At 36.8% G+C, this 25512-nt stretch carries 19 protein-coding genes; 15 read left to right on the forward strand and 4 right to left on the reverse strand.

Annotation, left to right across the window (positions count from 1 at the left end):
- Positions 1 to 94: 94 nt before the first annotated feature.
- The 11 genes from PXG98_RS14170 to PXG98_RS14220 all read left to right on the forward strand — a co-directional run bounded on the left by PXG98_RS14170 (position 95) and on the right by PXG98_RS14220 (position 14901).
- The gene (locus PXG98_RS14170; protein ID WP_276392100.1) at positions 95 to 589 is read left to right on the forward strand and encodes an RNA polymerase sigma factor; all 495 of its coding nucleotides are present in this window, start codon (positions 95 to 97) and stop codon (positions 587 to 589) included.
- Positions 586 to 1191: a hypothetical protein gene (locus PXG98_RS14175; protein ID WP_276392103.1), complete on the forward strand. Its 606-nt coding sequence runs from the start codon at positions 586 to 588 to the stop codon at positions 1189 to 1191. The genes PXG98_RS14170 and PXG98_RS14175 overlap by 4 nt, the downstream gene beginning before the upstream one ends.
- A gap of 234 nt (positions 1192 to 1425) precedes the next feature.
- A complete protein-coding gene (locus PXG98_RS14180) occupies positions 1426 to 3507 on the forward strand; it encodes a DUF5916 domain-containing protein (protein ID WP_276392104.1) in 2082 nt (693 codons plus the stop codon).
- Between the two features lie 82 nt (positions 3508 to 3589).
- Complete coding sequence (locus tag PXG98_RS14185) at positions 3590 to 4909, forward strand: Gfo/Idh/MocA family protein (RefSeq protein ID WP_276392105.1); 1320 nt, start codon at positions 3590 to 3592, stop codon at positions 4907 to 4909.
- 116 nt (positions 4910 to 5025) lie between these two features.
- Complete coding sequence (locus PXG98_RS14190) at positions 5026 to 6585, forward strand: T9SS type B sorting domain-containing protein (RefSeq protein ID WP_276392106.1); 1560 nt, start codon at positions 5026 to 5028, stop codon at positions 6583 to 6585.
- 102 nt (positions 6586 to 6687) lie between these two features.
- A complete protein-coding gene (locus tag PXG98_RS14195) occupies positions 6688 to 8580 on the forward strand; it encodes a CocE/NonD family hydrolase (protein ID WP_276392107.1) in 1893 nt (630 codons plus the stop codon).
- Positions 8581 to 8637: 57 nt separating this feature from the next.
- Positions 8638 to 9288, forward strand: a complete 651-nt coding sequence (locus tag PXG98_RS14200) for a class I SAM-dependent methyltransferase (protein ID WP_276392109.1) — start codon at positions 8638 to 8640, stop codon at positions 9286 to 9288.
- A gap of 25 nt (positions 9289 to 9313) precedes the next feature.
- Positions 9314 to 9862 (forward strand): DUF4251 domain-containing protein, encoded by a 549-nt coding sequence (locus PXG98_RS14205; RefSeq protein ID WP_276392112.1) that lies wholly within the window; start codon positions 9314 to 9316, stop codon positions 9860 to 9862.
- A gap of 959 nt (positions 9863 to 10821) precedes the next feature.
- Positions 10822 to 12927 (forward strand): elongation factor G, encoded by a 2106-nt coding sequence (locus PXG98_RS14210; protein ID WP_276392114.1) that lies wholly within the window; start codon positions 10822 to 10824, stop codon positions 12925 to 12927.
- Positions 12928 to 13040: 113 nt separating this feature from the next.
- Positions 13041 to 14489: a membrane dipeptidase gene (locus tag PXG98_RS14215; protein ID WP_276392117.1), complete on the forward strand. Its 1449-nt coding sequence runs from the start codon at positions 13041 to 13043 to the stop codon at positions 14487 to 14489.
- 190 nt (positions 14490 to 14679) lie between these two features.
- Positions 14680 to 14901 carry a hypothetical protein gene (locus PXG98_RS14220; RefSeq protein ID WP_276392119.1) on the forward strand — a complete coding sequence of 74 codons (222 nt, stop codon included), beginning with the start codon at positions 14680 to 14682 and terminating at the stop codon, positions 14899 to 14901.
- Positions 14902 to 14925: 24 nt separating this feature from the next.
- On the opposite strand, the gene PXG98_RS14225 is transcribed toward PXG98_RS14220, so the two are convergent.
- Together PXG98_RS14225 and PXG98_RS14230 are read right to left on the reverse strand one after the other, a co-directional pair.
- Positions 14926 to 15534, reverse strand: coding sequence for a hypothetical protein (locus tag PXG98_RS14225; protein ID WP_276392121.1), 609 nt, complete (start codon positions 15532 to 15534; stop codon positions 14926 to 14928).
- Between the two features lie 90 nt (positions 15535 to 15624).
- Positions 15625 to 16857: a mechanosensitive ion channel family protein gene (locus PXG98_RS14230; RefSeq protein WP_276392124.1), complete on the reverse strand. Its 1233-nt coding sequence runs from the start codon at positions 16855 to 16857 to the stop codon at positions 15625 to 15627.
- Between the two features lie 165 nt (positions 16858 to 17022).
- Between PXG98_RS14230 and PXG98_RS14235 the strand changes: the two genes are divergently transcribed.
- The 3 genes from PXG98_RS14235 (at position 17023) to PXG98_RS14245 (ending at position 18717) form a co-directional block, all read left to right on the forward strand.
- Positions 17023 to 17772 carry an SDR family NAD(P)-dependent oxidoreductase gene (locus PXG98_RS14235; RefSeq protein ID WP_276392126.1) on the forward strand — a complete coding sequence of 250 codons (750 nt, stop codon included), beginning with the start codon at positions 17023 to 17025 and terminating at the stop codon, positions 17770 to 17772.
- Positions 17773 to 17837: 65 nt separating this feature from the next.
- Entirely contained in the window at positions 17838 to 18362 is a 525-nt protein-coding gene (locus PXG98_RS14240) for a hypothetical protein (protein ID WP_276392127.1), read from the forward strand.
- On the forward strand, positions 18346 to 18717 hold the full coding sequence (locus PXG98_RS14245) for a GerW family sporulation protein (protein WP_276392128.1): 372 nt from the start codon (positions 18346 to 18348) through the stop codon (positions 18715 to 18717). The genes PXG98_RS14240 and PXG98_RS14245 overlap by 17 nt, the downstream gene beginning before the upstream one ends.
- Positions 18718 to 18786: 69 nt before the next feature.
- Here PXG98_RS14245 and PXG98_RS14250 read toward each other — a convergent pair whose 3' ends face one another.
- Complete coding sequence (locus tag PXG98_RS14250) at positions 18787 to 20277, reverse strand: aminotransferase class V-fold PLP-dependent enzyme (protein ID WP_276392130.1); 1491 nt, start codon at positions 20275 to 20277, stop codon at positions 18787 to 18789.
- Between the two features lie 184 nt (positions 20278 to 20461).
- Here PXG98_RS14250 and PXG98_RS14255 point away from each other — a divergent pair, with 184 nt between their 5' ends.
- Positions 20462 to 23233, forward strand: a complete 2772-nt coding sequence (locus PXG98_RS14255) for an alpha/beta hydrolase family protein (protein ID WP_276392133.1) — start codon at positions 20462 to 20464, stop codon at positions 23231 to 23233.
- Between the two features lie 31 nt (positions 23234 to 23264).
- On the opposite strand, the gene PXG98_RS14260 is transcribed toward PXG98_RS14255, so the two are convergent.
- The gene (locus PXG98_RS14260) at positions 23265 to 25457 is read right to left on the reverse strand and encodes an amino acid permease (RefSeq protein WP_276392136.1); all 2193 of its coding nucleotides are present in this window, start codon (positions 25455 to 25457) and stop codon (positions 23265 to 23267) included.
- Between the last annotated feature and the right edge of the window lie 55 nt (positions 25458 to 25512).

The following is a 25512-nucleotide window of genomic DNA, read 5'->3' on the forward strand; positions in this document are numbered from 1 at the left end:
CTCTCTCCCTAGGGTGTTTTTTACCTTTTGTAAAAATTTGTGTGACAAATTCTCTACTTTCAGTACTAATGGTATAGATGGAAGAAATAAGCTTATGTCAACAGAAGATTCTTTTATAGAACTTATCAAAGAAAATAAAGGCCTGATATACAAGGTAACTACTTTGTATACCAACACCGCGGTAGACAGACAAGATCTATATCAGGAAATAGTCTTCCAGCTATGGAAGTCTTTTGAAACTTTTCGGGCAAAATCAAAAATTTCAACATGGATGTATAGGGTTGCCTTGAATACAGCAATAAAACATTTAAAGACTTTAGAGAAAAAAAAATCTGTCCTTCAGGCGCAAGACAGAAATGTTTTAATTGAAGAAAGCTATGACTATGAATACGAAACTCGCCTAAGATCTATGTATCAGCATATTTATGCCTTAAACATTTTAGAACGCGGTATTGTCCTCCTCTTATTAGAAGGCAAAACATACAATGAAATTTCACAGATAACCGGCTTAACGCCTACCAACGTAAGCAGCAAGTTATCTAGAATAAAACAAAAACTTAAAACTAATATGCAAAAACAAGGCTTATGAAATTAGAAGAAATGCAAGAAATATGGTCCGAAATGAGCCATCAAATAGAAGAACAAAAAATTATCACAAACGATCTAATTATGAAAATGACTAAAAATCAATACCATAGAAAATTTGATAGACTTACTTTCTACGAAAGCATTGGCTCTGTAATATGTTTTATAATGGCCTTTTTTATTCTTATAAACTTTAAAGACTTAAATACCTGGTATTTATTTAGCTCAGGACTTTTTACAGTAGTCTTTTTAATTGTTTTACCTATCCTAACATTAGGTTCTATTGGCAGGCTGAAACGATTAGACGTAAGTAGATCTAACCTAAAAGAAATGATAATTAAATATAAAAAATATAAAGGGCAACTACTCCTTATTCAGCGCTTGGGAATTTATCTCAGTTTTCTACTTATGTTTACTGTGCTGCCCGTTTTTTCAAAAATCATGAAAGGGAAAGATTTGTTTATAGAAAACCATAGTTTACTTCTTATTTATATGCTAGTTATGTCCGTTTTCCTCTTATTCTTTAGCCGATGGGGATATAAGTGTTATCAGAATATTACCAAGTCGGCAGAAGATGTTCTAAAGGAACTAGATATGGAAAGATAAAAAATAAACATTGCTAAACCATGCTATATATATTAGATTCTACTAAGGGTTTACGAATTTAGACTACCTTAGAAGTTTATTTTACTTGCAGAGATAAACAACCGTATTTTGAAGTCCAATGTCTTTTCGAATTTAAGGAAAATATATTCCAATAAGCTAATCTTAAGTATTTGTACTTGCCTTCTAGGTCTTTGTCTGTCCGCCCAAAAAAAGAACAGTAACTTTCGATACCATATGAAGAAAACACACCTGCCGATAGTTATAGATGGTATTGCTGATGATAAGGCCTGGGAGGATACAGAGGTCGCAAAAGACTTTTTTATGGTCCTTCCAATGGATAAAGACAAGGCAAATGACCAAAGTGAAATTAGAATGACTTACGACGATACCCATATCTATCTCGTCGCTACATTTTACAACAGTATCTCAGGAGAGTATTTTGTGGAGTCTTTAAGGCGTGATTTTTCCTTTGGTAAAAACGATAATTTTCTTTTTTTTCTGGATCCTTTTAACAACCAAACCACTGGTTTTACCTTTGGCTCTAATGCTGCAGGAGCCCAATGGGACGGCACCATGTTTGCCGGCGGCAGTGTGGATCTTAACTGGGATAGCAAATGGATTTCTGCGGTAAAACAAGAACCAAAAAAGTGGGTTTTTGAAATGGCCCTTCCCTTTAAATCTATACGTTATGAAGATGGGGAAAAAGAATGGGGAATAAATTTTAGTCGCTTACATCTGGCAACCAGCGAAAAGTCTAGTTGGACCCCTATCCCAAGACAGTTTCCAACAGCATCCTTGGCCTATACAGGTACCTTGGTCTGGGATAAACCTCCTCCTTCCCCACGTTTTAATTATTCCTTAATACCCTATGTGTTAGGTCGTACTGTATACGATCAGGAAAAGGGTACTTCTTACGAATCTAAGTTTGGAGGAGATGTAAAGATAGGTCTCAGTTCTTCGTTAAACCTTGATTTAACAATTAATCCAGACTTCTCGCAGGTAGAAGTAGATAGACAGGTAACTAATCTAGATAGATTTGAATTGTTTTTTCCAGAACGAAGACAATTTTTTCTTGAAAATGCAGATTTATTTGCAAGCTTTGGTTATGCTACCATCCGACCATTTTTTTCTAGGAGAATTGGCCTTGGGGTTCCAATTAATGCGGGAATAAGAATTAGTGGTAACCTTAATGAAAAATGGCGCCTAGGTGTCATGGACATACAAACTTCCCAAGATGAGGCCTCAGGCCTACCCAGTCAAAATTTTGGAGTCATTAGCTTACAAAGACAAGTTTTTAAGCGTTCCACCATTGGATTGCTCTTTGTAAATAAACAATCGATTAAATATCCAAATAAAACAGATTCCTTAACAAGCTTATATCCACAATACAATAGAAATATTGGGCTAGAGTACAACCTTGCTTCAGCAGACAATGTTTGGAATGGAAAAATATTTGCGCTTAAATCCTTTAGTCCCGATAGTTTAGGAAATGGTTTTACCCAGGCGGCAAACATTGAGTATAAATCGAGAAAATGGAATTGGGGAATTAAAGAAGAATATGTCCCAGAAGACTATAGAGCGGAGGTAGGATTTGTACCTCGTAAGTCGTATATTAATCTTAATACATTTGCTGGTTATTTGTTTTTTCCATCTAAAGGTCCGGCTGTAAGTCATGGACCTCTGGTGGATATAAACTACTACTTCGATGAGGATTTCAAAGAAACGGATCATATAATCTCTTATAAATACCGTTTTAATTTTAGAAATCGAAGCGATTTTAGTATTGGAGGAGTAAGTGAATATGTAGAATTATTAGATCCTTTTGATCCAACGGGTACCGGCAAGGATTCTCTCTTGGCCGGAAGCAAACACCGTTGGATTGCTGCCGTACTGGAATATAATTCAAAACCTCAAAGTATGTTGCGATATAGCGTAACTGGAAGGTATGGAGGGTATTATCAGAATGGTACATTAACTAGTTTTGGAACACAAATAGGCTATAGATTTCAACCCTATGTAAGTGTTAATGCTACGGTAAACTATTCTAATATCTATTTACCGTTTCCATGGAACACAACAGACTTTTGGCTCTTTGGGCCACAGCTAGATATAACTTTTACGAATAAACTATTTTTTGCCACGCTTTTCCAGTATAATGAACAAACTAGAAATTTCAATCTAAATTCCAGACTGCAATGGCGTTACAAACCAGCCTCAGATATTTTTCTAGTATACAATGATGCAGAATTATTGTCGCCACTTCAGGGAAGAATATGGTCTCTCACCCTAAAAGCCACCTATTGGTTTAATAAATAGTAGGCCATTGATAATTTTAGACTGTCCGAATAGTCTATTTTTTCGTAATTTAAGAGGAATATATTCTCCTTAAGTTCTGACCATGAAAAATAGTTACCTAGCTAAAACAAAAAATGATAAGACTAAATCCAGAAGAAGTTTTATAAAAAATTCAGCACTCGCATTGGGTGCTTTTACCATTGTTCCCAGACATGTCCTAGGCAAAGGATTTGTTGCTCCAAATGATAAAATTCAAATCGGATTTATTGGACTAGGTAAGCAGAGTAGGGGACTCGCATCTCGATTTGTAGAAAATACTAACGCACAGATTATAGCTGGTTGTGATGTGTGGACCACGAAAAATGCTTGGTTTAAGTCTCATGTAGAACAGGTATATGCCAAACATAGAAATGTAAGTAACTACGAAGGAGTAGAGACTTTTACAGACTATGGTGAAATGCTACGTAATAATAAAGTAGATGCTGTTGTAATTGCCACTCCTGACCACTGGCATGCAAAACAGACTATAGATGCGATGCAGGCGGGAAAAGACGTGTTTTGCGAGAAACCACTTTCGCATACCCTAAAGGAAGGAGCAGATATGGTAAGTACCGCAAAGAAAACGGGGAGCATAGTGCAGACTGGAAGCATGCAAAGATCTTGGAAAAATTTTAGAAAGGCATGTGAATTAGTACAAAACGGTTATCTCGGAGAAATTAGGCAAGTGCTGGTAAATGTTGGTGATCCCTCAAGGCCATATGATTTAAAGGCCGAAGCTTTGCCGACGGAAGTAGACTGGAATAATTGGTGTGGACCAGCACCTCTTTTGGCTTATAACCATAGGATAGCTCCTGCTAATAATGATGTAGACTTCTGGCCAAATTGGCGATATTATAAGGAAATAGGAGGAGGTATTCTATGCGACTGGGGCGCCCATATGTTTGATATAGCGCAATGGGCTTTAGGGAAAGACCATACAGGCCCGGTGAAATATATTCCCCCTAAAGATCGGAATGCGGTTAGAGGCCTAAAAATGTACTATGACAATGGTACGGAAATGATTCACCAAGATTTTGGCAGGGGCTGGGGCGTGCGTTTTATTGGGAGTGAAGCCAATATGGATATTAGTCGTGATTATTTTGAAACCACTCCAAAGAAATTAAGGAAAATAGAACTAAAAGAATCCGACAAAAAACTTTACAAGGTTAATCAAGACCACTACCAAGATTGGATAGATGCTATAAAGACCAGAACACAGCCTATTTGTGATATAGAAATTGGGCATAGGTCTGCCAGTGTTTGTAATATTGCAAATATTGCTTATCAGCTGGGAGAAGAACTAGATTGGGACCCAGTCAAAGAAAGATTTAACGGGAATTCTAAGGCCAATAAATTGAGACAGACGAAATACCGTAATTACTAGTGTTTTTCCATTATTGGACGATACCTTTAATCTATGCTAAGTTAACTTATGCCGATAGCTTCCTCCCAATTTAACATGTATAGGCGCTGTTTTCGAATTTTGCCTTATATTTAATAATGCTTAATTGCTATTGGAAAAAGGAATTTAAAAGATTTAATCTTAGTAGGTTTTTATTGGGGGGGCTTCTAGTTTTAGTTTCCCAACTCTCTGTATTTGGACAAAGTCTTCCGGATTGTACTACACTATTTTCTCCTCAGAACAACGCGGTAGATGTTTCTGTAAATACCAATATTCAATGGGTGGCTATCCCGAATATTACCCAGTATTTTTTATCCATCGGTACCTCGGCAGGAGCCTCGGATGTAGTAGATAGAATTTCTTTGAATGGTTCTACTATCTATACACCTACTTCCACCTTAGATCCGAATACCACTTACTATGTAAGGATTGTACCTAGCAATAATGTGGGAGACGCCCGGAATTGTATAGAAGAACAATTCACTACTGGAGTTGCAAGTAGCATTCCGGCATGTGCTACTTTATTAAATCCTGGATTTAGAGCCAATGGCGTCCCACCGGATTCGGAAATACGTTGGGCAGAACAGCCGCAGGCTGCAGGATACAGACTTACCATAGGAACAAGTACGGGAGGAAATGATGTCCTAGATAATCTAGATGTGGGAAATGTTACGACCTATAATCCAGTGAATGGACTTCCTTTGGCGCAAACCATATACGTGACTATTACTCCTTATAATTCACAGGGCGAGTCTCCCCAATGTTCAGAGCAAAGCTTCAGGACAAGAGGAAATAGTCCCCCCGCTTGTACGGAGATTATTGATCCGATGAATGGGGCAGAATTTGTACCAGTAACTGCGAATATCACTTGGATTAGAGAATTTAATGCATCGGGTTATTTAATGACTATTGAAAAAAGCTCTATTGGAGGAACCAAGATATTAGATGATTTTGACGTCGGTGGGGGTACCAACTTCAAACCACCAGATTTTGAAGCAAATACCGTTTATTATGTTACGTTAACACCATATAACGATTTAGGGAGAGCACCAGATTGTGAACCAATAGTCTTTACTACAGGGGATGGCCCTGAAGCCCCAGACTGTACACTACTGACCAATCCAATTCCCGGCACGGACAACGTTCCTTTAAACACTAATTTAGAGTGGGCTGCTGTGGATGATATCTTAGGTTATATTCTAACTGTCGGAACCTCTCCTGGTGGTACAGAATTAGTAGATAGCCTGGACGTGGGTATCAACACCTTCTATGATTTTGATGAAAATCTAGAAGAAGCTAAGACTATCTACGTTACCATTTCACCTTATGATCAAAATCAGATTGCCGATAATTGTTTACAGCAAACATTTACAACCTTTGGTTCTATTGTCTCCGCGGATGATATTCCCGTACCACCATTTTTTACTCCAAATAATGACGGTTTTAATGATCTTTGGGTGGTGGAATCTACCTCAAATATTGAAGTCACAGCGGTTTATATTTTCAACAGATATGGGCAACTCATAAAACAATTATTCCCCAGTCAAGGCTGGGATGGAACGTTTAACGGCAAACCCATGGCCTCCGATTCGTATTGGTATAAAATTGCAACCGCCAATGCAGGAACCAAGGCTGGTTTTTTTGCCTTAAAACGATAATTGTTTCCCATAAAGCAATAGTATATCAGATCTGTTAAGGATTCCTTGAAATAAGATTACAATATTTCCTACTTTTAAAAACACTAACGAATTATTTTATCTATGAAATCAATTACTATTAAGAGTCTCCAAGTAACATTCTTACTTCTAATTTTCTCTATACACCTGGTTAATAGCCAACAGTCTATTTTTGAACAATTGGAAGCAGTTGCCATTATCGATCAGAAAGTGATGGTACCGATGCGCGATGGCATACGCCTGGCTACCGATATTTATAGGCCAAAAGGCGATGCTAAAGTGCCCATCATATTTTCAAGAACTCCTTATAATTTTAATAGTTGGGGAGATGGCGAGGAGAGAACCCGCACTGCGAGAAAGGCTCTTGAAGTAGTACAGAAGGGGTATGCATATGTGGTGCAGAATGAGCGAGGAAGATATTATTCGGAAGGGGAATGGGATATCTTAGGAACGCCTTTAACCGATGGATATGATGCATTTACATGGATGAAGGATCAAGATTGGTCTAATGGTAAAATTGGCACTTTGGGTTGCTCTTCTACTGCAGAATGGCAGATGGCAGTTGGGGCTTTAGATCATCCCTCACATGCTGCAATGGTGCCACAAGGATTTGGTGCCGGTGTAGGACGCGTGGGAGGTTTTTTAGAACAAGGAAATTGGTATAGAGGAGGGGCAGAGCAAATGCTTTTTATCGCTTGGTTATATGGCGTTGAGCACGATAAATTTAAGCCTAGAATACCGGAAGGTGCTACGCAGGAAGATTTAATCCGAATTTCTAGATTTTATGATTTAGCTCCTGAGAATCCCCCTATAGACATGGCCGAGGCGCTTAGTCACTTACCACTTCAAGACATACTTCTTAATATTAATGGCAAGAAAGAAGTTTTTGATAAAATGATTAGAAGAACACCTAATCACGAAGATTGGTATAAAGGAGGTCTTTATCACGACAATATGGAACTCAATGTTCCCAGCTTTTGGTTTGCCTCATGGTATGATGTTTCTATCAGCCCTAATATAGCTTTGTTTAACCATGTACGAAACAATGGTAAAAATGCTGAGGCTAGAGACAATCAATATTTGGTAATAGCACCCACTTTGCACTGTGCCTATACGAGAGCCACAGAGAATACCATTGTAGGGGAGAGAAATGTTGGTGATGCAAGGCTAAACTATAATGAGCAAATCTATTCCTGGTTCGATCTATGGTTAAAAGGAGAAGCGAATAGTTTTAAAGAAAACACACCGCGTATACAATACTACACCATGGGTAGCAATAAATGGCAGGCGGCGGAGACCTGGCCACCTGAAAATGCAGAAATGACTACCTATTTTCTTTCTAGCAAGGGGCATGCAAATAGTCTTTATGGAAACGGTACCTTAGTAGGTTCTACCTCCTCAATAACGGATAAATCGGACAGTTTTACATACGACCCGATGAATCCTGTAATGTCCTATGGAGGAAATGTTTGTTGCACTGGGAATGCAGTAAAAGGAGGTGCCTATGATCAGCAAGGAATGGAGACAAGAGAAGATATTTTAGTATATACCTCTAATCCCCTTAAAGAAGGAGTAGAAGTTAGTGGTTTTATTGAGAGCACTCTATATGTGTCCTCTGATGCAAAAGATACAGACTTTACTATTAAGTTAATCGATGTATATCCAGATGGAACTGCGTATAATCTGGATGAGACCATACAAAGAGCCCGTTATAGAGAAGGTTATGACAAAGAAGTGTTTATGAAAAATGGCGAAGTTTACAAGATAGAAATGAGTCCAATGGCCACCAGTAATTATTTTAAAAAGGGACATCGTATTAGAATAGAAATCTCCAGTAGTAACTTTCCGCGTTTTTCTAGAAACCTAAATACCGGGGGCATAAACTATAGCGAGAGTAAAGGAGTAGTAGCAAGAAATACTATTCACCATACTACAAAATATCCGTCAAACATTAGAATTCCAATCATGAAGTACTAACCAATACTTTATGACAAAATTAAGGCTTATTAAAAGTATAAATTTTATCTTGAGGCTATGCGAGAAATATACATAAGTGTAGTGCTAATTCTTTTAATCACTACGGGGCATTCCCAATATGCCGAAAACGACTGGGAAGATCGTGATAGCTGGATGAATCTGGATGATATATATAATTATGGAAGCATCAAAGAGGGTAGCTATGTTGCAGATATTGGTTGTCATGAGGGATATATGAGTTTCCATTTGTCCCAAATAGTTGGGGAGGAGGGCAAAATTTATGCGGTAGATGTGCGTGATGATCGCCTAGAGACTTTAGAAGAAATTGCCGGTAAGAGGGGAGTTAAAAATATAGAAACTATATTAGGGGATTATGACAATCCCAATTTGCCTGAAAGATCTTTGGATGTTGTAATAATAATTGATGCCTACCACGAGATAAAAGACTATAAAGAAGTTCTTCAGCATATTAAAAAGTCATTAAAGCCTAATGGAAAACTATTAATATTAGAAAAGTTAAAGAGTAAAATAGTGGGCAAAACAAGGGCAGAACAAACCGCCGCACACAGTTTGTCTGCGGGCTATGTAGAGGAAGAATTGGCAGAAGCTGGCTTTGTTGATATGGAGAGCTATGAAAATTTAGGTTATTGGGAAAATAATAAAGAAAAAGAAATTTGGATAATAGTAGGTAAACTTCCTTCCTCATAACCAAATAAACTATAAATAATAGGTAATGAAAAAGTATTTTATACTTCTTTTAATAATATGTTGGACCCTACAAAACGCAAGGGCTCAGACAAAGGAAGAAAAGAAACTAGAGAAACAAGAAAAGAAACTTCAGAAACAAAAGGTAGGAGACGAACAGTATGCCAATATGAAAGCATTAATCGACTCTAAAAATTACATTTTTGAGGCCAATAGGGCTACGGCAACGGGAGCTGGTGGAATTTCTATGGCAACCAATCCCAATAAAATATTGGTAGATCAAGCTGAAGTTGACATTGACATGCCCTATTTTGGAGTAATACGATCCGGTGGGGGATACAATAATGAATCTGGAATAAGGTATAAAGGGATTCCAGATAAATACGAAGTGTCCCATGTAGAGAAAAAAAGACAGATTATTGTCAGGATAATATTCACTAACAGTACAGAGACACACAATGTTAAACTTACAATAGGCAAAGAAGGACAAACCAATGTTTTAATTATAAGTAGCGGCAGAAATAATATTACCTATAGTGGTATGGTGACCACTATCGCCCAGAAGGGGTTTCATTAAACTTATTACTTCATTTAGTACAGAGAAACTTCTCAGAAGCTCTACTTAGTCTACTGTAGTTATAAAACTAAAAAAGGAAGTAAATACTTAAATTTTACTTCCTTTTTACGTGGTGTTGGCCCCTTTGTTGTTTTTGGGGTCTGTTCTACGAAACATAGTTTCTACTTTCGGTCCATCGAACTCTTTTACTGTCTTTTAAAGACGAAAAATAAGAGAACCGCCTTGAATCCGTTGGGGAATGATGCATAGATGTTTTCATGATGATAGTTTTTAAAATTAATGAATAGTTTACCACTAAATAGTATAGTGTCTGGCTTCGGACCAACGCACGCGTTTACTGTTTTTAAAATTCGAAAAATAAGCGTGCCTTTTGGCTTCTGTTGGGGTTTGTTTTACAAAATAATTCATGACTTGTTCGTTATTGATTGAGATTGATGTTTACAAATAGCTTTTTAGTGCGTATAGTTTCTAGATTCTGACCAGCGTACTCTTTTGCTATTTCTGAAATTAGAAAAAAAGGAATTTCTTCTGGATTCTGTTGGTGATGCTTGTTTTAGATGACTCATTTTATTGTTATTTATGATTGCTTAAGATAATTTTTAAAAGGTAAATCTTAATGACCTACAACTAATAGACGACAAAACTTATTTTTTGTTACAGTACTATGTAATAACAAGTACCGTTTTATGCAACTTTTAACACTTTTCTACATTAGTTTTTAGAGAGTCTTCCTGTAATTAACTGTTTCACTGTGTGTTATAAAATTTATTTTTAAACCATAATAAAAAATAAAAAGAGTAATTATCTGCGAGACTAAGAAAAAAGCATACTAAAAGCTTCTGCAAAAGAGAATAATCACTTATCTTGTATAGGCAGATCTTCCCAAACCTAACATAAGTCATAAACCGCTTAAATTTTACTAGCTAGCTTAGGGCTTTAACAATTCTAAATAGACTATTATGAAAGTATATGACGATAAGCATATAAAAAATGTGGTGTTTGTGGGCGCTCATAACAGTGGTAAGACCACCTTGGCAGAAACTATGTTATTTGAAGCTGGTTTAATTAATAGGAGGGGGAGTGTAGAGTTAAACAATACAGTGTCCGACTATCATGAAGTAGAACACCAAAGAGGGACCTCTGTTTTTGCAACTCCATTGCATACAGAATGGCGTAACTATAAAATTAATATAATAGATACCCCTGGTTTAGATGATTTTGTGGGCGAAATCATTTCTTCCATTCGAGTGGCAGATACCATTGCCACCGTGATAAATGCACAGCATGGTGTAGAAATTGGAACAGAGATTATTTGGAACTATGTAAATAATTATTCCAAGCCTACTTTATTTGTTATAAATCAAATTGATCATATTAACGCTAATTACGAAGCTGCCTTAAAAGGTATACATGCTTTGGTAGGAAATAACGGTGTCCTTGTTCAATATCCTATAACGGTAGACGGGGCTCAATGTATCGTAGATGTGCTGAAGATGAAATGTTATAAATTTTCAAGCAATGGAGGGAAACCAGAAAAGATCCCTATCCCAGAAAACCAACAAGAAAGAGCAAATGAACTTCACAACGAATTGGTAGAAAAAGCGGCTGAAAATGATGAGGAGTTGTTAGAATTGTTTTTTGAAAAAGGAAGTCTCAATGAAGATGAAATGAGACAGGGGATAAAAGCTGGTATGTTAAACCATGAGTTATTCCCCATTTTTTGCGTATCTGCCTTAAAAGATATGGGTAGTGGCCGTTTAATGGGCTTTATCGATAATGTAGCTCCCGCAGCAGCAGATTTAAATCCCGAACAAACTGTCGAAGGCGAAGTATTGGTTAGGAAAAAAGAGGCCCCAACTGCGCTTTTTATATTTAAAACGGTATACCAGCCCAATCTGGGACAAATCTCATTCTTTAAAGTGAAGTCTGGAACGATTAAGGTAAACGACAAACTTAAAAATTCAAGAACAGGAGAAATCGAAGTACTGAATCATCTTTATATAATGGATGGTAAGAAAAGAGATTTAGTATCCAAATTAGAGGTAGGAGATATTGGTGCCACATTAAAACTAAAAAATACCGAAACCAATGACACCCTTCACGAGCTAAATAAACGCACTACTATTAAACCCATAAAATACCCTGCACCTAGGACAAGAAAGGCAGTATCTGCGGTTAGAAAAAATGAAGAAGAAAAGCTCAGTGATGCCTTAAAAAAAATTCATTCACAAGATCCCACGGTAGTCGTAGAGTTTTTTAAGGAACTTAAACAGCTTATACTAGGCTGCCAAGGAGAATTACATCTTGCAACGATAAATTGGGTATTAAATAATATTTACGGAATTGAGGCAAAATTTGAACGACCAAAAATAGCCTATAGAGAAACTATACAAAGGGCTTCAAATGCAAATTATAGACATAAGAAACAATCCGGTGGAGCCGGACAATTTGCGCAGGTAAATCTTAAAATAGAACCCTGGTCGGCAGGTATGCCCGAACCAGAAGGTTTTAATATTCGAGGTAAAGAGGAGGTAGACCTAGTTTGGGGTGGTAAACTAGTATTTTATAATTGCATTGTGGGTGGCGTTATTGATCTTAGATATTTACCCTCCATAAAAAAAGGTATCCTGGAAGTCATGGAAACTGGACCTCTTACCGGATCCTATATTAGAGATATTCGAGTTATGGTTTATGATGGTAAAATGCATTCTGTTGATTCTAACGATATTGCTTTTAAGATTGCAGGAGCACATGCATTTAAAGAAGCCTTTATGAACGCTAAGCCAAAGCTGCTAGAACCTATACAGGAATTAACGGTAAAGGTTCCAGAAGAAATGGTAGGAAATGTTATGACCGATCTACAGTCTAGACGATCCGTAATCCAGGGAATAGACAGTGAGGACCATTATCAAATATTAAAATGCATGGTGCCTCAGGCAGAATTACATGGTTATTCCACTAATTTACGGTCACTTACCAAAGGAAAGGCTACTTTTAATGCTGCCTTCTCTTCGTTTAAAGCCGTACCAAATAACCTACAAGCGTCTTTAGTAAATGTAGATTAACAAAAAGAACAGCTAAGACGATAAAAGTGCTTTTACTCTCTTTTACCTATTTAGCTGTTTCTTAGGTCTCTAATTAAAATTGTAGTATTTTTCTGTATAAAAAGGAATGCCTCGTGCCAACATACAACCAATATATCGATCTCCATTGCCATCCGTCTTTAAAACCCTATGGAAAGAGTTTTAACCATTCCCCATTAGGAAAACAAGCAATTCGTAGAAATAATAATAAAAGCTTATGGTATTACAATCCTCCAAGCAATTTCGATAAACTTTTAAATATGTCTACTGGCCTTACAAAATTTTCGCAAGCCAATTTTACCAGCCTGGCAAATGGAAAGATTGGAATTGTTTGTATTTCCCTTTATCCCTTAGAAAAATGGTTTGTTCGAAATAAAATAAAAGGAGAGGTCTTATTAGATATAGCCGCGAATTTTGCCCTGGGTATTGGTAAAAAAAGGATAGACTACCTGCAATCTATTACAGATTATTATGAAGACGTAAAAAGGCAATACAACTTTTATCTTCAATTAGACGGAAAAATTGTTAAACTAGCAAGGGGTCGTTATCGATATAAACTTGTAAAAAATTTTCAGGAAATTGAAAATTTCGAGATAAATAACAGCACTCCAGACGTACAAACGATCTTTGTTATTCTCAGTATTGAAGGGCTTCATGTACTTAATACTGGCTTAGGTAAAACCCCAGACGAAGAAGAAGTACTTCGAAATTTGGATAAAATAAAGAATTGGAAGCATCGTCCGTTTTTTATTACGCTTGCTCACCATTTTTGGAATCATATATGCGGTCATGCACCAAGTTTAAGTGGAATAATCTTAAAATTTGCAGAACAAACCGAAGGCATGGGAGTTGGTTTTACCCCCTTAGGTAAAAAGGTCTTGGACAAACTGCTCGACTCCAAGGGGCCAGGTAGAATCTTCCCTGACATAAAGCATATGAGCGTAAAGGCCCGCAAGGAATACTATGGTATGCTAAGTTCTGGCAAAGAAAAATTCAGGGGAATTCCTATTATCGCCAGCCATGCTGCATGCAACGGATTAATCTCTTTCGACAAGCCCGTTCCCGGAAATACCCAGACCACTTCAAAGCTCAACCCTGTACCAATTAACTTGTATAACCATGAGGTGGTACTAATTGCTAAAAGCCAGGGTATAATTGGACTTCAATTGGATGAGAGGCGCATAGCAAATAGAAATACTATAAGGCGAACAAAGAAATCTGTTTATCGAAACAAAATAATGCACTATCGTTCCGAATTGTTATGGTTTCAGGTACAACACGTCGCTGAACTTCTAGATAAAGAAGGCTTATTTGCCTGGGATTGCCTGGCTATTGGATCGGACTTTGATGGTATAATTGATTCGTTAAATGGTTTTTGGACTGAAGAAGAGATGCCGTTTTTGGCAGATTTCCTGGAAAGACATGCGCATAACTTCTTATCAAATGCTCCCCTGCATCAACCAAGAAATAATATTGCAGCAGACGAAGTGGTATACAGAATTATGGGGCAGAACGCCTATTCCTTTCTTAAAACTCATTTTTAGGAGAAATTAAATGGCCTCGTTTTAGCGATTTTGATGAAAATTGTTTAAATATTCGTTAATTATCTTAAACAAATATAAGGAATTGATATATTTACGACTAGTTAAGTAGCAATGCAGTTGTATAATATTTTGAAATACTGCATTTTTACGGAACTATACAAAACAAATTGAAGGAATAAAAAGGTAATAAATGGATATTATTGACAAAGCAGAAATGTTTGAACAGCGTAAATGGTCCAGACTTACGACGAACGACAGAATTGTGGCATCTCGTGAAGCTAAATCGTTAATTCTAGAAATTAATGAGATGTACAAGGCTACCAAAGACGATAAGCTCATGGACATGATGAAGAGATTAACGGTAGTAAAACGCAAGTTAGAGAAACGCTTAAAAGGAAAGCCAGAGGTTTAGGTAGATTAATTTGCGTTTAAGCCCTCAGGGTTTTAATGCCTCTTTCACTACCAAATCATAGGTTTCTAATCTAGTAAATAATTTCCCCCCTATATTTACAATTGGAGTAACGATGCTGTCTAAGGGGACTTCGGGTCCAAAAGACATTTGCAATTGCTCATACAAACTTGTGCCGCCCTCTACTTCCATTTTTTTATAATTGTATTTACTGCTGTCTAGAGCGCTGATTAAGGAATCACACGTCTGACATCCTTCTGTAATATATACCAGTATATTATTTGGAGGATCAATTTTTATTTCTTCATATTCTTTTATCAAGGATCTACTAGACAGACTATCATTTATCTGAAGTTTATAGGTATACGTTGGGGTTTTATCACGCATAAGCACTATCGTTTTCATATGTACTTTTGAAGTAGCGGGGACTCTTATAAACCTTGGTCTGCCTCTGCTTTGACGAAAATTAGTCCCACTAATGGTGAGTAATACATCTAAGTCTTTTTCATTCTTATTAAGTGCATAAAAGGCTATTCTATTTGAAATATCTTCGGTAACTATTTCAACTTTGTACTTTTGAGAATATCCTAAACTTCCAATCATTAATATCCATAAAACCACTCCCAGATTTTTCATAGTATTTTTTCAAAACAAGATAAATAATAAATGTGAAGTAATTGTAAGTGTCATGCAAAACGCATGATTATCCGATAAAAATAGATATGGCTAATTTAAATGGGAAGGAAGTTCAAATAATTCTAGATTAAAGTACGGTACCGAAGCGAGAAAATGATCAAAGATATCCGACATAATATATTCGTAATTCTCCCAGCGTTTATCGGCACTAAAAACATAGACCTCAATGGGAATTCCTTGTGTAGTAGGTTGGAGCTGCCTGGTCATTAGCGTCATATCCTTATTAACGGCAGAGTGATTTTCCAAATACAGTTGCATGTATTTTCTAAATACCCCAATATTAGTTAGATTTCTTCCATTAATTAAAAGGGTTTTATCTACATCGTTTTGCGTATTATAATCATTTATCTTCTTTTCTCTATTCTCTAAATAGGAAGTTAGCAAGTCTATCTTTTTTAATGCTTCAATTTCCTCTTGCTCTAGGTATTTAATCCCGGATTGCTTAATAAAAAGAGATCTTTTTATGCGTCTACCGCCAGAATCAGACATTCCTCTCCAATTTTTAAAGGAGTCCGAAATTAAAGCATAGGTAGGAACGGTTGTAATGGTCTTGTCAAAGTTCTGAATCTTCACTGTAGCCAGAGTAATTTCAATAACATCTCCGTCGGCCCCATACTTATCCATAGTAATCCAATCTCCAATCCGAACCGTGTCGTTCATGCTAACCTGAATGCTTGCGACAAATCCCAAGATAGAATCCTTAAAGATTAAGAGTATTACGGCCGAAGCAGCTCCTAAGGCTGTAAAAAATGTCCATATCGTAGTTTCGGTAACAATGGCAAAAATTGCTACCAAAGCTAAAGACCATCCCACAATCATAACCACCTGAATATAGCTGTCAATAGGTTTATCCATGTAACGTGGCACCGTCCGTAGGTAATCCCGAATACTTTTTAGAACACTCTTTAGAATATTTAAAAACAATATTACCACCAATACCTTTCCAAGCTTAAATGCTAAAGCACCCCAATAGTCGTAATCCACAAAAACAATAGGTAATGCTTTAATAGCAATATAGAGTGGCAAAATATGGGCTAAATATTTTGGCACATTATTAGAAATTGCGATATCATCTAGATGCGTATGTGTTCGATGTGCAACTCCGACAGATATACTTCTGATTACTCTTCTGATTATAAAATCTATAACAAAAACCAGAATTATAAGAATTAGAGAAAGGCCGAGGAGATTAAGTAGTCTTGCCCATGCTTCCGGGGTACCTAACTCTTTAAGATGATCATATAAAAAATGTGAAACGTTCAAGACTTTTATATAAGTTTAGGCACAAAAATAAGACCATTTTAAGGGAATTGTACATTATTTCTGAGGAAATAACTAATTAAGTGGAGGCACTGGACAATATTAAATTTCGTATTTTCCATACGATAAAACCAATAAACCATTAATTCTCTTTATGCTTTGCTATAAATGTCATCAATAGATCAGAAAATATTAGTCACAGGAGCCTCTAAAGGAATAGGTTTGGCTATTGCTAAGGAGTTATTAAGGGAGGATTTTAATGTGGCTCTACATTATAATACCGGTCATGAGGAGGTGGAGCAATTAACTTCCATGCATATGAATTGTGCTTCTTTCCAGGCCGACTTGGAAGATCCTTCTAATGTTATTACGCTCATGGATTCTTGTATTGAGGATTTTAAGCGTCTCGATACTATAGTTCTGAATGCTGGGGTATTTCTTCCTCACCCTATAGAAGAGGCCGTTGGGAATTGGTATTCCATATGGAAAAAAACAATCGATATCAATCTAAACTCAATCGGACTTATTACAAAAATTGCCCTGGAGCATTTCATAAAAAACGGCCAGGGTAGACTTATTTATATTGGAAGTAGGGCAGCCTTTAGGGGTGAGACTTCATCCTATTTGGCCTATGCCGCGTCTAAAGGTGGGCTGACATCTCTTGCAAGGTCGGTAGCCAGATCCTTTGGCAAGTACAACATAAAGTCTTTTGTAATTGCACCTGGCTTTACTAAAACTGCTATGGCCGAAGCATTTATTAATACCAATGGCGAAGAGGAATTACTTAAGGAACTAGCATTAAATGAACTTACCACCCCCGAGGATATTGCACCTCTTGTAAAACTTATTTGTTCCGGGCAGTTAGACCATGCAACAGGCACTACAATTGATATAAATGGTGGTAGTTACATCCATTAAAGCCTCCTGATCTATATCATTGCCTGTCCTTGTATAATACTTTTATTTTGCTAAAAAGTAAAACAATGCTCTGGTTACTGCTCACTGTATTCCTTTTGGTATTACTCTATTTTATAAGTATTCCGATAGAATTGGAAATAAATACCATTACCAAAAGATACCTTGTCAGGTATGGAAATTACTTATCTATAAATCTTCATTATAGCCCTTCGAGATTATTCTACATCCATTGGAAAGTACTCTTATTTAATGGAAACTTTTATCCATTAGAAAATACAGGCACCAAAAAACGGAAAACCATAAACAGGAAAACAAAAAATAGAAAATCAATAACCTCCAAAATCCAATTAGTAAAAGCCCTCCTTAAAGAAATTAGAGTGAAAAGAATATATATGGAAATAGATACAGGAGACTACCTACAGAATGCTAAGTTGTTTAGTATAATTCCACTTTTAAGCACATTTGGGGTGCCGTTAGGAATTAATTATAAGGGTAGGACTAATTTAGTTTTTTCTGCCTATAGCAGGCCTATATATCTTTTAAAAGGAATTATTAATTATAAAAAATCGAATTATGGAATTACATTTTGAAGAATTTTTAGGAAAGATTACAGAATTCATTAAAACAGAAGCTAACACAGAAACCGTAGTTGGTGAACCATTTCAACTGGGTGAATTTAAATGTGTACCTGTGATCAAAGTGGGTATGGGCTTTGGATCCGGAGGCGGAGAAGGTATGGAGTCAAAAGAAAAAAAAGGACAAGGAATTGGTGCTGGTGCTGGCGTGGGAATAGAACCTATTGGGTTTTTAGTAACTCATAAGGATAAAATTTCCTTTTTAGAAGCAGGTAAAAGTCATGGATTGGCAGCTGCTTTTGAAAAAGTACCCGAGTTGATTGAAAAATACGTCGAACTTAAAAATAGTAAGGAAGAGGAATTAGTTTAAGCAATCTTACCAGATCCTAGAAAAAGAAAAATTATGCAAAAGGCAGAGGAAGGTATCTTCTGCCTTCTGTTATAAAACAAACCAATCTTTAATTATTTGCGTCTCGGCAGGCATTTCTGTCTTATGAATAAATTCATTTTTTGAGGCATTGTACGAATAATCTTGTCCCCAAATTTTATGATTCGCTATAACTTCCTTTATGGCTGAAGCCATAAAATCTATCTCCTCTAAAGTCATTGTGGGATGCACGGAAAGCCTCACCCATCCAGGTCTTTCCAAAAGACATCCATCCAAAATCTTTTGTTCAATTTCCTTAGAAGTATCCACATCCACATTTAATAAATAATGTCCGTAGGTACCCGCACAGGAACACCCTCCGCGAGTTTGAATGCCAAACCGATCATTTAATAATTTTACTACCAAATTATAATGGACATTATCTATATAAAAAGAAAATACGCCTAAACGATCTTTATGATTCTCTGCTAGAATGTGCAGTGAAGGTGTATTTAATAAGTTATCGAACAAACGATGCATAAGTAGATGCTCTTGTTCCTGAATCTTTACCGTGCTCATTTTATCTTTTAACTGTATCGCAAGGGCTGTCTTAATAGTTTGCAGAAAGCCTGGGGTTCCTCCATCCTCGCGTGTTTCAATATCATCGACATAGTCATGGTCACCCCATGGATTTGTATAGGTAACAGTGCCGCCACCAGGATTGTCAGGAATTAAATTTCGGTACAGTTTTTTATTGAAAATTAGTACTCCCGAGGCTCCTGGACCGCCGAGAAACTTATGCGGCGAAAAGAAAATGGCATCTAAAGAGGCCTTGGGTTCCTTAGGGTGCATATCTATATCTACATAAGGCGCAGAGCACGCAAAGTCAACGAAGCACAGACCATTGTACTGGTGAATTAACTCAGCGACCCCATAGTAATCCGTGATAATGCCAGTAACATTAGAACAGGCAGTAATTGAAGCAATTTTTAAGGGAACTTCTTTGTATTGCTGTAACAGTTTTTCAAAACTGTCTAAGCATATCAGTCCCTTTTCGTTACATGGAATGACCACTACCTTAGAAATAGTTTCTAACCAGGAGGTCTGGTTAGAATGGTGCTCCATATGACTTATGAATACCACAGGTCGTTTATTATCCGGGATTTGGGTATGTTCTTTTAGGTTTTCCGATAACTTCAGACCTAAAATTCGTTGAAACTTGTTAATGGCACCTGTCATTCCCGTACCTACATTAATTAGGATATCTTCCTTACTGGCATTTACGTGCTCTTTAATCAAATCACGGGCATTTATATATGCCAAGGTCATTGCCGAACCGGTAACAGAAGTTTCTGTGTGTGTGTTAGCAACAAAAGGTCCAATAACTCTGGAAAGCTTATCTTCAATAGGTTTATAGAGACGACCGCTAGCGATCCAATCGGCATAGAGGATTTTCTTTTGTCCATAAGGAGAATTAAAGCTTTGATTTTCACCAATAATTTGCTCTCGAAAAGGTCGGAAATATGCCTCAAGAGTCCTGGGTCTGTTTTCTGTTAACTGCATTCCATAAAATTATAATTAATACTTTACAGTGGTCTTTCCTCAATTTCAAATAAAGATATAAATTCCTTTTGGCTCTACTATAAAATACGGCCTATATACTTTTAGGAATAAAAAACCTTGTACCCCAAAACAATAGGCCAATAGAGAATTTTCCGTACTTTTATTTGCCAAATTCAGCCCTATTATGAAAAATATTGCAGTCCTATTTCTTCTCTTACTTAGCCTTCCCTTGACTTCACAAAAGAAAGTTCTGGACCATCCGGATTTTGAATTGTGGAACAGCATTAAGGGAGCATCCATTGCTTCAAACGGCAAGTATGTTTTATATTCTTTAGAAAAAGGAGAAAAGGATAATTATTTAAAAATCCAGGATAGTAAGGCAAATACTCTTTTTGACTACCCAAGGGCCTCAAAGGCTATGTTTACCTATGACTCTAAGTATGTAGTCTTTACAATAAAAGCATGGCAGGATAGTATACTGGCCCTTAGAAAAGAGAAAGTTAAGAAAGAAGATCTGCCTAAAGATAGCCTTGGCCTTTTTAACCTAGAAACAAAGGAATTACAAAAATTTCAGGGTTTAAAAAATTATAAAATCCCAGAAAAATGGTCGGGGTGCATTGCCTATCAAATTGATGAAACAAATAGCAAAAAAGAGAAAGACAGTAGTAGTAATGCTGGCAAAAAGGTTAGTAAAGCGAACGGAAATCACTTAGTAGTTCTAAATACCAATACTAGAAAAAAAGATACATTTAAGTTTGTTACCGATTATACTTTTGCCAAGAAAGGTAAATTTCTTGCCTTTACATCGACCGGACCGGATAAAACTTCTCATAATAGTCTGTATATCTTTGATTTTGTTAAAGACCAACTTTTGGAGATTCATGCAGCAAAAAAGGCCAGCTATGGTAAGCTAGCTTTTAGCGAATCCGGAAATGCCTTGGGTTTTGTAGTAGATACAGACACCACTAAGGTTCAACAAAGACCAACTTCTCTTTATTTATGGGAAAATGGTAAAACGCGTGCTGTGCAAGTTGCAGATAAGAATACTACTGCACTTAAGTTACATCCATCTATACACGAGGAACTCACCTTTTCTAAGGACGAATCAAAATTGTATTTTGGACTGGTAAAGCCTAGGGTTTTTCAAGACACCTTATTAACCGAAGAAGAAATTGTGAATGTAGAGGTGTGGACTTACGATGAACCAAGACTATATACCGTTCAGGAAATCGACTTAAAGAAAGATACAATACAGGCGTTCAAAGCCGTATATCATATAAATGAAACGAAAAAGGTTGTGCCACTAGCTTCAGAATCTTTCCCTTATATTGAGCTTGGGAATAAGGGAAATGCTTCAAAGGCTCTCCTGTATACAGATACGCCCTATGGTTTACAAAGACAATGGACAGGGCAAACCTTTAGGGATTATTCCTTGGTTAATGTAAATAACGGACAAGAGAAAAAAATTATAACTGAGGTAGCGGGGAACTTAAACATAAGTCCGTATGGAAGCTATGTTTATGGTTTTGATGAAAGTCTGCTTTCATGGTTTGTATATAACATAGCGACAGACAAGACGATTTATCTCACGAAGGAAAAACCATTTATTGATGAATTACATGATTCCCCCAGTCCACCCGATTCTTATGGCCTTGCAGGTTGGTTAGAAGAAGATAAGGCTATTATCCTTTATGATCGATATGATTTATGGCTCTTTAATCCAATTAATGGGGAATCAGAAAGACTCACCCGGGGGAGGGAGGAGAGTACAATATACAGATACTTGGCTTTAGATAAGGAAAACGACCATTTAACGTCTTCCGAAGACTGGTTGCTTAGCATTTTTAATATTTCTGACAAAAGCGGAGGTTTTGCCAGTTATAATCTAACAAAGAAAAGTATTAACGTCCTTACTAAGGGTGATTTTCGGTTTAGAAAACCCATAAAAGCGTCTTTAGATAATAATCTTCTCTATACCAGAGAGTCGTTTCAAGAATTCCCGGATTTGTATTTAAGCGACTTAGGTTTTAGAAAAAGCATTCGTATTTCAGATGCAAACCCACAGCAAGATAATTACAATTGGGGTAGCATAGAACTTGTAAGTTGGACCTCCCTTGATGGGATAGAACTACAGGGCTTGCTAGTGAAGCCAGAAAATTTTGATCCTAAGAAGAAATATCCTATGCTGGTAAATTTTTATGAGAAGAGCTCAGATAGGTTGCATTATCACAGAGCCCCAAATCCGGGAAGGTCTACTATTAATTATAGTTTTTATGCAAGTAGAGGGTATATAATATTTAATCCGGATGTACACTATAGGATAGGCTATCCGGGAGAGAGTGCTTATAATTGCGTGATTCCTGGAATTACATCCTTGATTGATAAAGGGTATATAGACAAAGACAGAATTGGAGTTCAAGGACATAGCTGGGGTGGTTATCAAATTGCACATTTAGTTACTAAAACGGATATATTTAAAGCCGCGGAAGCTGGTGCTCCAGTTCCCAATATGATTAGCGCCTATGGAGGCATTAGATGGTGGAGCGGTTTAAGCAGACAATTTCAATACGAACATACTCAGAGTAGAATAGGGGGTACCCCATGGGAATACCCCATACGATATATAGAAAATTCTCCTATTTTCAATATTGATAAAATTAACACGCCCCTCTTAATTATGCACAACGATGCGGATGGTCATGTACCATGGTATCAGGGCATTGAATTTTTTGTTAGTCTTAGACGCTTAGGAAAACCATCATGGTTTTTAAATTATAATGAGGAGCCACATTGGCCTTTAAAATTGCAAAATAGAAAGGATTTCAATATACGTCTTGCACAATTTTTTGATCATTACTTAAAAGATGCGCCCAAACCTAGCTGGATGGTTCGAGGTGTACCTGCCATAGAAAAAGGTATTAACCAAGGATATCAATTAATAGATAGCAAGGAGTAATTCCACTATATTTTTGTAGAAAACAAATAGTTTATGCCAAAATACTTTCGTGTCCGGAATCCTTTACAAAAAGACATGTGCCCTTTACGCTGTTTCTTATATCTTGGATAAACTCAAATTCTAATCGATCGTCCATTCCAAAAATATTCAAATCTGCAGATGGGGCAGCAGATAGGACATTCTTAAAATGTCCAATTTTTACTTCTATGAGTGTATTTGGTAGTCTAGCCAAACTAACCAAGGAATTAAGAAATTCTAAGGCCTTATCCATTTCTTTTTCATCATGCAGAACCATTATCAGACGAATTTTGGCATTCCAATTCTTCTTTAGTTTATAGGCTATTAAGGTAGATAGGTCTAAATTACCAAAATCCCAGCCTAGAGTCCAATTATTACGCCTATCACTAACCCAAACATTAATAATATTGCGTTCACCTAAAAGGGCAGTTGGATGGGATGCATATAATAAAACACCTATCTCGAGACGAATACACTCCTTTATAACAGGTCTAATCTCTGTATCATAGTCATCATGATCTTGTAGATTAAGAAACACAATATTAGGTCTAAAAAACGCACCCTTTAAAGCCTGATTACTATAGTTTACACCTAGAGAAAAATTCTCCGTATTGATTACTGTCCAGCTAGAAAACACCCCTTTAAGCCTAAATGCTTCCGACATAGAAGCCAATTGTTCACTCAATAATGTATTGCTCTTAAGTGGTTCTATTCCCAATAATTTTATTGAACCTTTTGGCTTTGCTATGTTTTTTAAAAACTGAAAATTACCCTTTGCGCCGGCCAAATCCCTTATAGGTACCATTAAATTGGGCTTCCAGGCTCTCTGCTGCATAGATTTCATTCCCCAGGTATGCTTTGCTGCCCATTCTGCAAATGAAACAAATAAACCAGATCTCACATCTTCAAAAGGTGTTTCTATGTGTTGTCTAGATAGAAACCAATAGACTAAGAATACAATACTGATGGTTAAAAGGCTTATGGTAGGATTAATTATAAACATGGCTAATACAGAGGAACACAGCCCCAGCCAAGGAATCCATCTCTTTACCTTAAATACCGGACGATAACTAATAAGCCCTAAATTTTGTTCTATGATTACTACTATGTTAATCATGGCATAGGTAATCAGAAAAAATAGGGTCACCAAGGGTGCAACAGCGTTTAAATCCCTAAGTAACATAGTGAGAAAGATCATTATACCAGTAACAATCATTGCATTCCTCGGTTGTCCATTAGCACTTTGCCCTTCCAAAAATCCGCTATATGGCAGTACCCTATGTTGCCCCATTGCGAATAAAATTCTGGATGAACCAACTAACGAAGCCAAAGCCGACGAAAAAGTTGCTCCTAAAATTCCTGCAATAATTAAGGGGCCAAAATAGGCCTTATCGATGATGATATTATAATTAGAGATTAACTCATTTTCGGTCGCAGTTCTGGCTAGCCAATACGCCAAGACCATATAAATCACAAAGCTTATCCCTATGGCCCATAAGGTACCAAGGGGAATGCTTCGTTTTGGGTTTTTTAGCTCTCCCGACATATTTGCACCTGCCATGATTCCGGTAGAGGCAGGAAAAAAAACAGCAAAAACTATCCAAAATCCGGATCCAGTAAAGCCATTTTCTGGAGATCCTTTAAAATTTCCCCATTTCACAGCCTCTTCTATTGGTATGCCCATAGAACCGTGATAGGCTGCTAACACTATAGAGACAAGCGATAAAATTATGATTACCATAATTAGAAACTGAGTCTTTATGGCTAAATCAGCACTTATATAAGCTATTGTTAGGAGTACAAAAAAAACTAGAATATCAATAACAAACGGATCATGATGTGGAAATATAAATAGCCAACCCTCGCGAAAACCAAAAATATACATGGTAACCGCCAAACCCTGGGAAACAAATCTGGGGATACCCAAACTACCACCGACCTCTAATCCTAATGATTGGGATATAATAGCGTATGCTCCACCTGCCCCAATTCGGATATTTGTAGTAATAGCAGACATAGAAAGGGCTGTTGTAAGGGTAATCATAAAGGATATAATAATGATTAACCAAGCACCTAAAAGCCCAGCGTTTCCTACCACCCAACCCATTCGAAGGTACATAATAACACCTAGGATAGTTAATATCGTAGGAGTGAACACACCCGCAAAAGTTCCAAACTTTTTCCCAGCTTGTAATTCTGAACTCATATAATAGTTTACCAATCGGAGATCAAAAGATAAGCATAAAGTTGATTATATAGTC

Origin of the sequence: Eudoraea chungangensis (assembly GCF_029360665.1) — a bacterium.
Taxonomy (GTDB): domain Bacteria; phylum Bacteroidota; class Bacteroidia; order Flavobacteriales; family Flavobacteriaceae; genus Eudoraea; species Eudoraea chungangensis.

Coding starts and splice junctions, on each gene's coding strand:
- PXG98_RS14170 (WP_276392100.1), top strand. CDS start 95: ATGTCAACAGAAGATTCTTTTATAGAACTTATCAAAGAAAATAAAGGC.
- PXG98_RS14175 (WP_276392103.1), top strand. CDS start 586: ATGAAATTAGAAGAAATGCAAGAAATATGGTCCGAAATGAGCCATCAA.
- PXG98_RS14180 (WP_276392104.1), top strand. CDS start 1,426: ATGAAGAAAACACACCTGCCGATAGTTATAGATGGTATTGCTGATGAT.
- PXG98_RS14185 (WP_276392105.1), top strand. CDS start 3,590: ATGAAAAATAGTTACCTAGCTAAAACAAAAAATGATAAGACTAAATCC.
- PXG98_RS14190 (WP_276392106.1), top strand. CDS start 5,026: ATGCTTAATTGCTATTGGAAAAAGGAATTTAAAAGATTTAATCTTAGT.
- PXG98_RS14195 (WP_276392107.1), top strand. CDS start 6,688: ATGAAATCAATTACTATTAAGAGTCTCCAAGTAACATTCTTACTTCTA.
- PXG98_RS14200 (WP_276392109.1), top strand. CDS start 8,638: ATGCGAGAAATATACATAAGTGTAGTGCTAATTCTTTTAATCACTACG.
- PXG98_RS14205 (WP_276392112.1), top strand. CDS start 9,314: ATGAAAAAGTATTTTATACTTCTTTTAATAATATGTTGGACCCTACAA.
- PXG98_RS14210 (WP_276392114.1), top strand. CDS start 10,822: ATGAAAGTATATGACGATAAGCATATAAAAAATGTGGTGTTTGTGGGC.
- PXG98_RS14220 (WP_276392119.1), top strand. CDS start 14,680: ATGGATATTATTGACAAAGCAGAAATGTTTGAACAGCGTAAATGGTCC.
- PXG98_RS14225 (WP_276392121.1), bottom strand. CDS start 15,534: ATGAAAAATCTGGGAGTGGTTTTATGGATATTAATGATTGGAAGTTTA.
- PXG98_RS14235 (WP_276392126.1), top strand. CDS start 17,023: ATGTCATCAATAGATCAGAAAATATTAGTCACAGGAGCCTCTAAAGGA.
- PXG98_RS14240 (WP_276392127.1), top strand. CDS start 17,838: ATGCTCTGGTTACTGCTCACTGTATTCCTTTTGGTATTACTCTATTTT.
- PXG98_RS14245 (WP_276392128.1), top strand. CDS start 18,346: ATGGAATTACATTTTGAAGAATTTTTAGGAAAGATTACAGAATTCATT.
- PXG98_RS14250 (WP_276392130.1), bottom strand. CDS start 20,277: ATGCAGTTAACAGAAAACAGACCCAGGACTCTTGAGGCATATTTCCGA.
- PXG98_RS14255 (WP_276392133.1), top strand. CDS start 20,462: ATGAAAAATATTGCAGTCCTATTTCTTCTCTTACTTAGCCTTCCCTTG.
- PXG98_RS14260 (WP_276392136.1), bottom strand. CDS start 25,457: ATGAGTTCAGAATTACAAGCTGGGAAAAAGTTTGGAACTTTTGCGGGT.